The sequence below is a fragment of the uncultured Neisseria sp. genome (genome assembly GCF_951230505.1).
In the GTDB taxonomy this organism is placed as follows: domain Bacteria; phylum Pseudomonadota; class Gammaproteobacteria; order Burkholderiales; family Neisseriaceae; genus Neisseria.
In genome coordinates, this window is record NZ_CATNVN010000046.1 from 1 (window position 1) to 13493 (window position 13493).

Consider the following 13493-nt stretch of genomic DNA (forward strand, 5'->3'; position numbering starts at 1 on the left):
ATCATAGGCAGATTAAAAATTACAAACTGGGTAAAATATATTCTAACAGCTTTTATTTCTATATTTATCTCATACATTGTTTATAAAAATTTTATTGAAAAAAGATACTTCCCTTTGCCAACGGAACAAGAAATTACAACAGCATTGTGGTTTGCGATTATTGGTTATATATATAAAGTTATTAAAGATATTTCAATATCATCTTTAGATAATAATAGGAAATTAAATTATGTAAAGCATAAGCACGATCGTTTTTCTCATAAATATGGTTATATTATTGAAGAAGCAATTGGGACTGATATAGATAATAGCATTATTGAAAAACAAAAAGCATTAATATATTCGATTTTAATTTATGAAGATTTTAATAGACATATATTATGTAGGTTTATGGAAAGATTACTTTTTGGGACTGGTAGAATTAAAACATCTGGCATTATGCAGGTAACTTCAGACGTATATTTATCTAATCAAGACAGCGTAAAAAAAGGGGCATGTATCTTAATTGAAAAATATAACGAAGTATACAAAGATAAATATAATGATACTCAAGATAAAAATCACAGCTTATATGCAGCCAGAAGAGAGAGTATTAAACATTATAATTCTGATATATCATATATTAATGAGGTTGAGTCGATTTATAATTTATTAGAAGTTATATATCCGAAATCTTCAGATATATATGAATGTGATGGTGAGTAATTAGTAAGTCATATAATGTAAATTAATTACTTCAGTAGCGTCAAACAAAGAATGCGGTAGCATGCATAAAACCTTTCGGTAGCGTGTGTACGGTACGCACGCATGTGGATTTTAAGTGAAAATACAGAAACAGTATGAAATAAAGGCCGTCTGAAAATACTGAAACTGTCAGTTTTGAAAATCAAACCTAAGGTTACTAAATCGATCAGGGAATTATTATGAAAATGAGGGCAATGATACTGGGTATTGCAGGCTTGATATTATCCGGCTGCTTTTTCTCTAATGAAGAAATTAAGTTGGAAGATATTTGGAATTTCAAAGTTGCTGTCAATGAAGCTAAGGGGAATAGGCAGGTGCATTTGACAGGCTTATTAGGCAATAGTGCAATGGGTATTTCAGATATCAAAACAACTAGCCGCAACGATGAGCTGAATGTTACTTTATTTCAAAAATTAGCAGGTTCGGAATACTCAGGAACATTAGATAAAGAAATTGCTCTTGAAAACAATATCAAGAAGATTACTTATGGTTCTAAACACGAGATTATATGGCAAGACTAAAAATACAATAAAGGTCGTCTGAAAAAGGTTCAGACGGCCATTTAAAATTATAAATGGATAGATTTTTTGGCTATCCTATTTCGATAACATTTCAAGATTTTTCTGCACAGAAAAAGGAATACAGCAACTGTATCATCTCGGTGACCCTCGGGTCGGCAATGTAATATTGCCGTTCCCGATGGTTCACTTCAAACGATACCAAACCGGCTTCACGTAATAGCGCTAATTGGCTGGACATTGCCGCTTGCGGCAGTCCGGATGATTCAGCCAATTCAGTTACATTGTGCGGCCTTTCATGTAGTTTGCACAATACGGCGAGGCGGTTGGGATTGGCCAGAAGTTTGAGAAAAGCGCTGGCTTCTTCGTAGGGCGGTTGATTGTCGGCAGTGGTCATTTTTCACGCTTGTCGGCAAATGAGGAGGTCGAATTATCAGTCATAATGGCCTCAGCAGCAACTTTCAGACGGCCTTTGCTTAATGGTTCCATGGCATTTTGGTCAGCAGGCATGCCATGCCGCAGAATCCGGTTAGTCCGGCCGTTAACAGGCCTGCGCCGACTATCACGTCTATCAGATAAAACCAAGGCGATACCAGCCAACCTGCCAGCACACCCAACAGAATCAAACTGCCCGCTATGGTTTGCACCTGTCGCATGATGTCCGGTGCGGCACGGTCGGCAACAATAGGAAGCCCTGCAGCTTTCCATGCCTGTAAGCCTCCTTCTAGAATATAGCATTCTCGACCTTGGCCAAGCGCTGACAATATAGTTTCTGCCTGAGTTGTACGTTTGCCGCTCAGACAATAAAAAATCAGGCACGAGGCTGAATTATCGGGCAGTCTGTCTCGCTGCTGTTCAGGCGGAAGGGATAATGCACCGACAATATGCCCGCCCCGATATTCGGCTTGGCTTCGGATGTCCACTGCCAACGCGCCCTCACGGATTTTTGCCATTGCTTCGGAAGGCGTAATTCGCGGGAGTTGTCCGACCGTACTCATGTTTTGCCTTCGTTATTTTTTGTTGATGCGGCAGGTGTTGATGCCTAATAAGCTGTACAGTGCGCAGTTGCCAATCAGTGCTGTACCCAGGGGGATGATGCCCAGCCAACCCCACCAGCCAATTTGCCCGGTAGCGGCTGCAGCAATCAGCGCTACACCGATAACAATACGGATTACGCGATCCAAAGTACCCAAGTTTCGTTTCATTTTATTGCTCCTTGTTTCGGAATGAATTGTCTATAAATAAACATATATAATAAAAATCATATATGAGAAATATTATAGCTTTAAAAATGACTTTGTCAAATGGTTTACAGTAAAAGTGTAATGAATATTTGCATTGTATTTTTTAAACACACAAATAGAATCAATCTCCAACGGCATGGTTAAATGTAAAAATACAGCCTTTATTTTTTTAGACGGCACTGGAGATGATCTTATTTATATTGGAAGAATGAGTAGTCAGTTTTCAGAAGGAATCAAATCATGACCGATTCGGAAAAGAAGCCCAATGGAGACGATTTGAAGACTGGATAATCCGTTGTGTAACTAGCAAGGGAGAGGAAACACTTTAAAATCAAATTGTCTACGAATTATAAAAGGCCGTCTGAAAATTGAATTTCAGACGGCCTTTAATTTCTTTATAAGGTCGTTCGTATCATCAGAAACGATAGTTCACGCCCAAGGCAAACTCGCGACCGCGTTCGTAGAAGGGGACGCGTCCGTTGCCGTCGGGGAAGCGTTGGCTGTGCGAACGGTATTGTTTGTTGCCGATGTTGTTGACGGCGAAGTTGACGTTCAGGTTGTCTTTTTTCAGCGGCTGCCAGTTGGCGTAAATGTCGTGTACGCCGTAACCGGCTTTCTTGCCGTGTATCGTGCCTTGTCCGCGGGCGACGTCGGTATATTTCACGCTTTGGGCGTAGCGGCCGCGCCAGCCGATTTCGAGTTTGGGGTTTTCAAACTGGTAGGACAGGCCGGTTAGCCATTGGCGGCCGGTGTTCCAGAAGGTGAACGAACTTTCGTGGTCTTCCGCTTGAATCGGGCTTTCGCCGTAGTACATTTCGCCGTTCAGACGCGGTTTGACGTAGGATACGCCGGCACGCACGGTCAGACCGCCCCAGCGGTAGGATGCGTCAAGTTCGTAGCCGTAGGTTTTGAGCGTGCCGCCGTTGTAAATCTTGCCGCGTTCGGTGATGGAGGCGGTGTTGTTGTTGATTTTTGCCCAACGATAGACGATGAGGTCTTTGATGCGTTGGTGGAACACGCTGCCGCTGACGTTGAAGTTGTCGTTGCGCCATTTGAAGCCCAATTCGGCACGGCGGGCGGTTTCGGCTTTGAGGTTGCCGTCCAAATCGGCGGCGGCGCCTGCGCGTTCGTTAGCCAACAGGGCTTCGTTCAGGCGGGGCGCGCGGCTTGCCTGATTGAGGTTTGCCAAGAGGGAGAAGTTGTCGTTGATGTCCCAAATCGCGCCGATGCTGGGGTTGAGCTGGCCGTACGACGCGCTTTGTTTGCTGGCAGCGTTGTATTTGAAATGGTCGTAACGCAGGCCGGTAGTCAGGGTAACGGGGTGCAGGTTCCAAATGCCTTCCGCGTACACGCCGTATTCGGCCTTTTTCTCTTTGTCGCGGTCATACAGGCCGAGAATCTTCAGCCATGCGCCTTTGTCGGACGGCTCGGAGGTTTCGTGGCGGTAGTTGACGCCGTATTTCACCATGTGTCCGTCGCCGAAGGAGCTGGCAAGGTTCAGGTTGGCACCGGTCGCTTTGATTTTGCTTAACTCAAGCTGACCGATGGGAACGCCGCCTTGCGCTGTGCCGGAAGCTTGGGCTTTTGGAGAAGGAGCGCCTTTAGGCGGCTTGGTGTCGTCGGTGTTGATTTGGAAGACATTGGCGTCGATTTTGTCGATGAAGCCGACATTGCGGCCGCGGTATTCCAGATTGTAGGTCTGCTCTTTTTGATAAGTGCCGTCCACGCCGATGTAGCTGTCAACGTTTTGGAACTCGGCTTTGTCGGTGCGGTTGCCTTTTTGGTATTCCTGACGGTAGGTCAGGCGGATACCGTGGTCGTCGTTGAAATCGTAGCCGAGTTTGGCGAGGTAGCTGTGCTGTTTCAGACGACTGCCGAGGTTGACATTGCCGTTGCCGTCTTTGTAGTCGCGGTTGTTGAGGAAGTTGCCTGCAAACAAGGCATCGAAGCCATTTTGATAGCCGTAAACCGCCGCGTTGCCGGTTGAGCCTTTATTGCTGCTCAAGCCCGCGCCGAGTTTGAAACCGAAAGGTTTGCCGTCAGTCAGCAGGTCTTTCGCGTCAACCGTCGTTACGCGGATGGTACCGCCGACCGCACCCAAGCCCGCGCTCGCCGCACCTGTGCCTTTTTCGACGTTGATGTTTTTCACCAAAGCGGGGTCAAGCTGGAAGCGGCTTTGGTGGTGGAAGATTTTAGTGGATTGGCTGGTGTTGTCGACTTCTAGGTTAATCTTGTCTTCACCAACGCCGCGGATGCTGTAAAACTGCGCTACGCCGTTGCCACCGCCGACGTCCATACCGATTTGGTCTTTCATGACTTGTTTCAAATCGGTCGAAGTTTCGCGGTCAAGCTGGTTGCGGGTTACACGAGTCGGTACGGCAGTACCGGTGACTTTAATTTCATTCAGCTCGGCAGTTTCTGCGGGTTGCAAATTTTCGGCATGAGCGAAGCTTGTTGATAATGCGAGTGTAATGATACTAAGGCGGAATACAGGAGAGGAGACCTTATTCATGATTTTTCCTAAGTAAAAAATTGACTGCTTATTCTAATTATTATAATAATGATTATCAAATTCTTAATGAATATTAATAAATATATTCTGTTTCATTTCATTCTAAAATTAATATGATTTTTATAAAAATCATTTTGTTTATATTTTAGTAAAATTTAGTAAAGATTCTTTGGCTGAGAAAGGGGTTGAGTCTTACTTTTTCTGAGAGGGAGAGATGGGATAGCTTGAATATCTGTCAATAAAGAATTTTGTCTATCAGTGTTTTATTTAAAAAGGCCATCTGAAAAGTATTTTTCAGACGGCCTAAATATTTATGTTTTACAGCAAAGGGCTCATTAGGCGGACGGCATTTTCCACGAGGCCGCGGAGTTTGGAGCGTTGTTGCCATGATTTGATGGCAATGTAGCTGCTGTTTTTAAGGTAGCTGCGCTGTAGGTGGCAGATTTGTTTAGTGGTATCGCGATCGTAGATGGCGAGGCTGATTTCTAGGTTGAGGAAGAAGCTGCGCATGTCCATGTTGACCGTACCGAAGAGAGAGTAGTCTTCATCAATGGTCATGGTTTTGGCATGTAAGAGCCCACCTTTAAACATGGCAATTTTGACACCGGCTTCCAGCAACATAGGGTAGTAGGCGTGTGAGGCGTAGCGTACCATCAGTGAGTCAACTTTGGCAGGCAGTATCAGGGTCACTTTGACGCCGCGTTTGGCGGCAACGGTTAATGCCATGAGAAGCGGCTCGTCGGGGACAAAGTAGGGAGTAGTAATCGTGATTTGTTTTGTGGCGGCATAGATGGCGCTGATGATGGTTTCGTAGATAACGAAGCTGCTTTGCTCTGGGGCGGATGGAATGATTTGGGCAACAATATCGCCTTGCTGCATTTTTTCAGGAAGGATTTGGGGCAGCAGGCTTTGGGCTTGATTGAGGTATGTTTGTACGTTTTGGAGGTTTTCATCGGTTTCGACGGCGAGGTCGGCGAAGAAGACGGCAGACAGTTCCAAAACCATAGGCCCTGTACAGCGCATCATGGCATCGACCCATTCTCCGACGCCAGAGTTTTGTTTGAAATAGCGCGGGTCGACAAGGTTGAAGCTGCCGGTGTAACCGATTTTGCTGTCGATAACGAGGATTTTGCGGTGGTTGCGCAGGTCGGTGCGCGTGAATAATGTACGCCAGATGCCGACAGGTAAGGAGGTATGTACTTCAACGCCTGCTTGGCGCAGTTTCTCTACCCAATCGCTTTCAAGAAAGCTCCTGCTGCCGACGGCATCGGCCAGTATGGAGCAGTCTACGCCTCTGGCTTTGGCGGCAAGAATTTCATTTAGAATTTCTTCAATGCGGCCTTTGGGTTCGATAATGTAAAAGGCCAACAGGCAGGAATGGGCTGCGGCGCGTATGTCTGTAAGCATACTATCGATGATGGCATCGGTGGTCGAGAGCAGGCTCATGGCATTGCCTTTGGTGGCACCCAGCCCCGTTCCTTTTTCGGCAACTTTACTGATGCCGTGGTAACGTGATTTGGCTTGGTCGGCAATGTCGAGATAGATATCGGCTAGATGGGTGGCGGCAAAGTTGCGGTAGAAGCGGTTCATTTCGCCGGTACGTTTGGCGCGGGCCGTGCCGAGACGAGGCTCGCCGATAAGGATGTAGGCGATGGTTCCGAACACGGGGAAAAGGAAGAGGATAATCAGCCAGGCAAAGGTTGAGCCGATATTTTTTTGTTTGTACAACACGCGCAGCATGCAGACGAGTGCGGCGCAGGTGTGGGCGAAGATAAAAATCTCGGTCCAAGTGATGTCTTTTAAGAAATTCATATTCGGTAGGGATTGGTTGAGTTTTTAAATTGAAGGTTGGGGCCAACAAACTTCAAATATTAAGTATATAGAAAAACCGTCTGAAAACAAATTTACACGATAATTGTGTTTTTGTTTTCAGACGGCCTTTGCGTTGTTTCCATTAACGGTGATACTGACGGGACAATTCATGTACGGTATCGACCAAAATTTTGGCGTGTTCCGGATCGGCGTGTTGGTTGATGCCGTGGCCGAGGTTGAATACATGGCCGCTGCCTTTGCCGTAGTCGGCAAGGATGCGCGCGACTTCGGTGCGGATAGATTCCGGTGTGCCAAAGAGAGCAAACGGGTCGAAGTTGCCTTGCAGGGCAACTTGTTCGCCGACGCGACGGCGTGCTTCGCTGATGTTGCAGGTCCAGTCCAAGCCTAATGCATCTGCGCCGATTTCTGCCATGCTTTCCAGCCATAAGCCGCCGCCTTTCGCAAATACGATAACAGGCACGCGGCGGCCTTCGCTTTCACGTTTGAGTCCGGCAACAATTTGTCGGATGTACTTCAGGCTGAATTCTTTAAACGCTGCATCGCTCAACACGCCGCCCCAAGTGTCGAAAATTTGTACGGCTTGTGCGCCGGCATCGATTTGGGCGTTGAGATAAGCGGTAACGGCTTGAGCATTGGTGTCGAGGATTTTATGCAGCAAATCAGGGCGCGAATACATCATGGTTTTGATGGTGCGGAATTCTTTGCTGCTGCCGCCTTCAACCATGTAGCAGGCGAGCGTGAACGGGCTGCCGGAGAAGCCGATCAGCGGAACTCGGCCGTCCAGTGCTTTACGGATGGAAGTTACGGCATCAAAGACGTATTGCAGTTTTTCCATGTCGGGAACTTGCAGTTTTGCAATGTCGGCTTCGTGTTGCAAGGCGCGTTCGAATTTCGGGCCTTCACCTTCGGCAAAATACAGGCCCAAACCCATGGCATCTGGAACGGTCAGAATATCGGAAAACAGAATTGCTGCGTCCAGATCAAAACGTTCTAAAGGCTGGATGGTAACTTCGGTTGCCAGCTCGGTGTTCTTGCACAAATCGAGAAAGCTGCCTGCGCGTGCGCGTGTGACTTTGTATTCAGGCAGATAGCGTCCGGCTTGGCGCATCATCCAGATGGGCGTGTATTCGACAGGCTGTTTGAGCAGGGCGCGGAGGAAAGTGTCGTTTTTCAGAGCAGTCATGATAAATAGGCTTTCTGATTTGGTGTGTTGGACAAAGTTCAGACGGCCTTAGATATGTATTGAGGCCGTCTGAAATGATTAAATGATTGGTTCTGTTGTAGATTTCATATTGTTGCTTAATGCGAAATCAGCACATTAATTTGGCTGAGGAAGAGCTGCCGGATGTTCTTCTTCTGCCACGCTTTCCAAAACCAGATTGCGTTGTTCTTGCGCTTTTTGTGGCTGGTCAGTTTCATCAAACACACGAGCCAAGACCAAATGTGCGGATACGCTGGGTTGCAGGGCGATACTGGCTTCGAGGTAGCCTTGGGCTTTGCCCCAAAGTTTGCGTCCGTAAGCCAGTTGGCCAAGATACATCAATAGTGGTGCATTGTCGGGTTGTTCCTGCAGCCAAGAGTCTGCCAAGTCGATGGCTTTTTGTTGCTCGCGCTCGCTTAGGAAACGCACGGATTCGACAAAAGCTTCCAAAAGCTCGGGCTGGCGGGTTTGCGGATAATGGGTTTTAACCCATTTGACTGCATCGGCATACAAACCCAAACGCTCGTATTTTTCGGCAATCGCGACGCACAATTGGCCAGACTTCACGCTTTCGGGAATCTGTTTCAAACAAGCTTTCAGACGGCCTGCATCGGTTACTTCGCTCAAGAGGCGGCGATATGCCCAGTTTTGATACTGTTCTGCTTCGTAATCGTTGATGGCGCCGGCTTTGACCAGTTTTTCCGCTTTTGCCAAGACATCTGAAGCATCGCCGTGATCAAAGGCATAACGCAATTGCAGACGCACTAAGCGGCTCAAGTTGCCGTTGATTTTGGCTGCGGCTTCAAGGTTTTGTGCGGCAGTCGGATAATCGCGGCGGCTCAGCGCAGATTCGGCCAGCAAAAGATGGCGGGAAAGTTGTTGTTTTTGTGGAAGGTGTTCGATTTCGTGCAGATAGCGGTCGCGTAATTCAAAGTTTTCCATTTGGTCGGCCGCGTGCGCGCCCAACATCAAAGCCAGGGTGCGGTTGTCGCCTGCTTCTTTGTTTTGCAAGACTTTGGCGGCTTCTTGTTCGGCTTTTTCAAAACGGCCTTCAAAATATGCCAAACCTGCGCTGTTCAACGAGGCAGAAGCTTGACGACCTTTGCGGGCGATGCCGAAGCGTTGCATACGCGCCGGAATGTTCAAGAGGCCGAACACGAATTTAATCAGGAAATACAAGACGAATACGCTCAACAGTAGGCCTAAAACAAAGGCATGCAGATTGATACGCAGCATGGTTTGTTCAACCACGACATACACGTTGCCGGTATAAATGCCGGAAGCCAACGCTAAACCGACGGCGGCGGCAAACAGAATGACAATCCAAACGACGGTTTTCATGCTTGCTCTCCTTTAATTTTGGCAGCAGGCTTGGTTTGGTTTTGTGGTTTGGAAGCTTCGGCGGCCGGTTCTTTTTTGTTTTCAGACGGCAATGCAGGTGCTTCTAAAGATTGAGGGGCAGAAGCGGCAGCCGGTGCGGCAGTTGTGGCTTGCTCGGTAGTTGCAGCCGGAGCGGAAGCGGTTTTCTCGGCAGCTTGGGTTTGCGTAGCTTCTTCGGTCGTCATTTGTGTACGCGAACCTTCTTGATAAGCGCGAACGGCGCTCAAGCTGGCTTTCAGGCTGTCGTCTGAAATCATGCGGACATCAAGGGCTTTGAGTTCGGCCAACTCTTTCAACCATGACTGCGTAGCAGGGGATTTGCTGTCGAAGTATTGCTTCACGGTTGCTTCAACGTTGTTCAAATCGCTTTGATACACTTCGCCGTTGTGTTGCAACAGGGCAATGCGCGCATCCAAAAGGCGCAGGCGCAGGTTTTCACGGATGAAGTAGGTTTGATCGGGCGAAATCAACATGGCGTCGTTGCTATCAAGATGACGGACTTCAACCAAGCCTTTGAGGGCATTAAGGGATTTTTCCCATGTGTTTTCCCACCAAGTTCCTGAATTAGCGGCTTCGACAGGCGCGGCACCTGGTTTCAATACGCCATCCAAAACCAAAGGCAGGCCTGAAATACCGGTTTCCAAACGGTCGATACGCAAGGCAGTGGCGGAAATATCGACATAAGGACGGTTTTTCAGCGCGGCCAAATCATTGCTGATGGCTTGTTTGACAGGGATAAGCTCAGGCTGTTCAAAACGGCTTAAGCGACTGTCGATGTGTTCCAATACGCTGACCGCGCCTTGAAGGTTGCCTGACAGCATCAATTGTTGCGAAGCAGTGTTCAGCATAGATTCGGCTTCGTCGACCAGCCAGTTGATACGGCCTTTGAGTAACTCTTGATAAGCTTTCTGCGTTTGCAGGATTTGATCGCTATTGTTTTTTTGACCGTTGTTCAGGCGGTCTAACTCGGCCTGAATAGCGGTTTGGCGGTTGAGGTTGTCTTTTAAAAGGCTGGCGTTTTCAGATTCGCCCAACGCCGCTTTGTCGATTTTTTGGTTGAATTCGAGCTCTTGGTTTTTTAAAACATTTTGACCCTGTACAAACAGGAATCCGCTCGCGCCTAGGCCTAGCAGTGCCAAGACGGTTGCACCTGCGGCCAAGGCTTTGCCGCCAGATTGTTTGATGATAACAGGGGCGTTGTTTTGTGGGAGATTGTTGGACTCGGGCATGCTCGCCTCCACTCGCTGAGGTTGGGTAGGTTTGATTTGTTCAGACGGCCTGGTGTTTTCAGAACGTTCAGGCGCCGGAGCTGCTGTATTGGCAACTTGTTGGGTATCTTTATTGTCTTCGACTGGGTTCACTGCTTGGCTCCTTTGTGGTATGGATGAAAGTGCAGCGGATAAAGAAGTGACGGTTTCAACATGTTTGGCACCGGCGATGCGAAGCGTATCGGCAATGCGCGGATGATGGGTAAAGTATAGCAAGGATTCAAAGAATCGGGAAAATTGCGGCGGAATCTGATGGAAAAATTCGCGCGCGATCTCGCCGGATGTAATGTAGGCGGCGGCGATGTCTTTGGTTTTAAAGTGCTGCCAATCGATGGCGTGTGGCCGTCTGAAATAGATTTCGGCGATGTCGATTTGGAAACCCAGTTCGGTCAGTTTGTCTGCCAGAAAATCACGGCCGCCATGACCTCGAATGATTAAAACTCGGGCATTGGGTGGCAGGTTTTTCCAAATAGGCATTCTCAAGACGGCTTCGCTGTCGTTGCCATCTTCGGGAGAGAATACGGGATAGGGGGAGAATTGTGCCAAAGTATGTTGGCTGGTTTGGCCGACGGTAATGTGTGCTCTGGGGCCGTCTGAAAAGTTCAAGTGCGGCACTGCGGTTTCAATAGCGGTGGGGCTGACCCAAAACACGACATCGGCTTGCTTGAATTGTTCGGGAAGTTTTTTTAGCGCCGAATGATCCGCCTCTATTTCAATCGGACTCAATACCTGAGCCTGCCAACCGGCTGCATGGCAGGTTTGGATATCTTGTTGTGGGCGGTTGGACGGACGGATGATGAGTAGGGTAGGCATAATGTGGGATAAATTATTAAGGTTTTAGGCCGTCTGAAAGAAGGGTTTCAGACGGCCTGTTGCCGGGGATACGTTATTGATCGACGAATGCGCGCTCAATCAGGTAGTCGCCGCGGACACCGGTTTTCGGAGAAACGGTCAGGCCGAATTCGTCCAAGACGTTGCAGGTGTCTTTCAACATGGCAGGGCTGCCGCACAACATGGCGCGGTCGTCTTGCGGATTGATTTTAGGCAGACCGATGTCTTCGAAGAGTTTGCCGCTGCGCATTAAATCGGTCAGACGGCCGTGGTGTACATAGTCTTCGCGTGAAACAATCGGGTAGTAAATCAATTTTTCTTTAACCAAATCGCCCAGGTATTCGTGTTCGGGCAATTCTTTAGTGAAGCGGTCGTAGTATGCCAAGTCTTTTTTGTAGCGTACACCGTGAACCAAGATGATTTTTTCGAATTGCTCGTAAATTTCAGGGTCTTTGGTAATGCTTAGGAAAGGGGCGATGCCGGTACCGGTGCTCAGGAGATAGAGGTGTTTGCCCGGATTTAGGTCGCCGGCAACCAGTGTGCCGGTCGGTTTTTTACTGATAAGGACATCATCGCCGACTTTAAGGTGTTGCAGGCGGCTGGTCAATGGGCCGTCTTGTACTTTAATGCTGAAAAATTCCAGATGCTCTTCCCAGTTGGCAGAAGCCACGCTGTATGCGCGCATCAGCGGCTTGCCGTCCACCATCAATCCGACCATGACGAATTGGCCGTTTTCAAAGCGCAAAGATTCGTCGCGGGTGCAGGTAAAAGTGAAGTAAGCGTCGGTCCAGTGATGTACGGACAAGACTTTCTGGGTATTGAATGCTGCCATTGATATTTTCTGTCGGATGGGGCCGTCTGAATAGGATAAGTCGGGGCGGCCGAGGTTAATAAAAAGAGTGGAATACGGCTTCAGTTACTTGCTCGCCGGTACGGCTGATTTTTCGCTGAGGCTGTGCAGGTCGGCATAGCGTCCGCCTGCGCTGATTAATTCTTGGTGTGTGCCTTGTTCGACTACATTGCCTTCGTGCATCACAACGATATTGTCGGCTTTTTCGATGGTAGAAAGTCGGTGGGCAATCACCAAAGTGGTACGGTTTTGCATCAGGTTTTCCAATGCGGTTTGTACCAAACGTTCGGATTCATTATCCAATGCACTGGTGGCTTCGTCTAAAATTAAAATCGGCGCGTTTTTCAAAAGCGCACGCGCAATAGCGAGACGTTGACGTTGGCCGCCGGACAGTTTTAAACCGTTTTCGCCGACTTCAGTGTGCAGGCCTTGCGGCATTTTTTGGATAAATTCCCAAGCATTCGCGGCTTTTGCAGCATTGATAATTTCTGCCTCACTGAATTTGTCAGTTTGAGCATAGGCAATGTTTTCAGCAATCGTACCATTAAACAGGACAACGTTTTGGCCGACGAATGCCATGCGGCTGCGCAAGCTTTCGAGCGTATATTCATTGACGTTGATGCCGCCGATCAAAACTTCGCCTTCATTGGGATTAAGGAAGCGCGGCAACATATTGGCCAAGGTGGTTTTGCCGCAACCCGATGCGCCGACCAAGGCAGTCACTTTGCCTTGCGGGACAAGCAGGTTGATGTGGTTCAAGCTGTTGCGTTCGGCTTCGGGATAACGGTGTACAACATCGCAAAATTCGATATTGCCAGGGTTTGGGCTGAGGGTTTGTTTGCCTTCGTTACTTTCTTCGGGTTGATCCAAAAAGGTAAAGACGCTTTCTGCCGCCGCCAAACCACGCTGCAGGGATTGCATCACGCCGGTCATGCGTTTGATGGGGTCAAACATCAAGATCATGCTGGACAAAAACGACATAAAATCGCCTGCGCTGAAGCCTGAAAGTCCGGCTTGGCGGGCGGCTGCGTAAATAATTGCGGCCAGTGCAACCGAAGCCATTAATTGCGTAATGCCGGTACCGGCAGAGCTGGCGGAAACCTGTTTGAGCA

Annotated in this window: 12 protein-coding genes and 1 pseudogene; 2 read left to right on the forward strand and 11 right to left on the reverse strand. The window is 48.2% G+C overall.

Translation table 11 applies throughout. From position 1 onward, the window contains the following. Together Q1M25_RS04580 and Q1M25_RS04585 are read left to right on the forward strand one after the other, a co-directional pair. Positions 1–705 (forward strand): hypothetical protein (locus Q1M25_RS04580; protein WP_300482245.1); only part of this gene is annotated, 705 nt, incomplete at its 5' end. Between the two features lie 218 nt (positions 706–923). Then, on the forward strand, positions 924–1265 hold the full coding sequence (locus Q1M25_RS04585) for a hypothetical protein (protein ID WP_049322137.1): 342 nt from the start codon (positions 924–926) through the stop codon (positions 1263–1265). Positions 1266–1356: 91 nt separating this feature from the next. On the opposite strand, the gene Q1M25_RS04590 is transcribed toward Q1M25_RS04585, so the two are convergent. The 11 genes and pseudogenes from Q1M25_RS04590 to Q1M25_RS04640 all read right to left on the reverse strand — a co-directional run. Beyond that, positions 1357–1659 carry a helix-turn-helix transcriptional regulator gene (locus Q1M25_RS04590; protein ID WP_070625688.1) on the reverse strand — a complete coding sequence of 101 codons (303 nt, stop codon included), beginning with the start codon at positions 1657–1659 and terminating at the stop codon, positions 1357–1359. 79 nt (positions 1660–1738) lie between these two features. Then, on the reverse strand, positions 1739–2260 hold the full coding sequence (locus tag Q1M25_RS04595) for a rhodanese family protein (RefSeq protein WP_300482251.1): 522 nt from the start codon (positions 2258–2260) through the stop codon (positions 1739–1741). A gap of 12 nt (positions 2261–2272) precedes the next feature. Further along, complete coding sequence (locus tag Q1M25_RS04600) at positions 2273–2467, reverse strand: DUF2892 domain-containing protein (RefSeq protein WP_003685761.1); 195 nt, start codon at positions 2465–2467, stop codon at positions 2273–2275. A gap of 454 nt (positions 2468–2921) precedes the next feature. Next, a complete protein-coding gene (locus Q1M25_RS04605) occupies positions 2922–5018 on the reverse strand; it encodes a TonB-dependent siderophore receptor (protein ID WP_300482255.1) in 2097 nt (698 codons plus the stop codon). Between the two features lie 318 nt (positions 5019–5336). After that, a complete protein-coding gene (cls, locus tag Q1M25_RS04610) occupies positions 5337–6830 on the reverse strand; it encodes a cardiolipin synthase (protein WP_300482257.1) in 1494 nt (497 codons plus the stop codon). A gap of 142 nt (positions 6831–6972) precedes the next feature. Beyond that, positions 6973–8034, reverse strand: a complete 1062-nt coding sequence (hemE, locus tag Q1M25_RS04615; protein ID WP_300482259.1) for a uroporphyrinogen decarboxylase — start codon at positions 8032–8034, stop codon at positions 6973–6975. A 135-nt stretch (positions 8035–8169) separates the two neighbouring features. Further along, the gene (locus Q1M25_RS04620; RefSeq protein WP_300482261.1) at positions 8170–9393 is read right to left on the reverse strand and encodes a heme biosynthesis HemY N-terminal domain-containing protein; all 1224 of its coding nucleotides are present in this window, start codon (positions 9391–9393) and stop codon (positions 8170–8172) included. Next, positions 9390–10661 carry a uroporphyrinogen-III C-methyltransferase gene (locus tag Q1M25_RS04625; RefSeq protein ID WP_300482268.1) on the reverse strand — a complete coding sequence of 424 codons (1272 nt, stop codon included), beginning with the start codon at positions 10659–10661 and terminating at the stop codon, positions 9390–9392. The genes Q1M25_RS04620 and Q1M25_RS04625 overlap by 4 nt, the downstream gene beginning before the upstream one ends. A 150-nt stretch (positions 10662–10811) precedes the next feature. Beyond that, positions 10812–11513 (reverse strand): annotated as a pseudogene (locus Q1M25_RS04630) (uroporphyrinogen-III synthase); the annotation flags it as partial. Positions 11514–11586: 73 nt separating this feature from the next. After that, the gene (locus Q1M25_RS04635; protein WP_003746329.1) at positions 11587–12363 is read right to left on the reverse strand and encodes a ferredoxin--NADP reductase; all 777 of its coding nucleotides are present in this window, start codon (positions 12361–12363) and stop codon (positions 11587–11589) included. A gap of 84 nt (positions 12364–12447) precedes the next feature. Next, on the reverse strand, positions 12448–13493 hold a 1046-nt coding region (locus Q1M25_RS04640; RefSeq protein ID WP_300482266.1), incomplete at its 5' end, for an ATP-binding cassette domain-containing protein.

Coding starts and splice junctions, on each gene's coding strand:
- Q1M25_RS04585 (WP_049322137.1), top strand. CDS start 924: ATGAAAATGAGGGCAATGATACTGGGTATTGCAGGCTTGATATTATCC.
- Q1M25_RS04590 (WP_070625688.1), bottom strand. CDS start 1,659: ATGACCACTGCCGACAATCAACCGCCCTACGAAGAAGCCAGCGCTTTT.
- Q1M25_RS04595 (WP_300482251.1), bottom strand. CDS start 2,260: ATGAGTACGGTCGGACAACTCCCGCGAATTACGCCTTCCGAAGCAATG.
- Q1M25_RS04600 (WP_003685761.1), bottom strand. CDS start 2,467: ATGAAACGAAACTTGGGTACTTTGGATCGCGTAATCCGTATTGTTATC.
- Q1M25_RS04605 (WP_300482255.1), bottom strand. CDS start 5,018: ATGAATAAGGTCTCCTCTCCTGTATTCCGCCTTAGTATCATTACACTC.
- cls (WP_300482257.1), bottom strand. CDS start 6,830: ATGAATTTCTTAAAAGACATCACTTGGACCGAGATTTTTATCTTCGCC.
- hemE (WP_300482259.1), bottom strand. CDS start 8,034: ATGACTGCTCTGAAAAACGACACTTTCCTCCGCGCCCTGCTCAAACAG.
- Q1M25_RS04620 (WP_300482261.1), bottom strand. CDS start 9,393: ATGAAAACCGTCGTTTGGATTGTCATTCTGTTTGCCGCCGCCGTCGGT.
- Q1M25_RS04625 (WP_300482268.1), bottom strand. CDS start 10,661: ATGCCCGAGTCCAACAATCTCCCACAAAACAACGCCCCTGTTATCATC.
- Q1M25_RS04635 (WP_003746329.1), bottom strand. CDS start 12,363: ATGGCAGCATTCAATACCCAGAAAGTCTTGTCCGTACATCACTGGACC.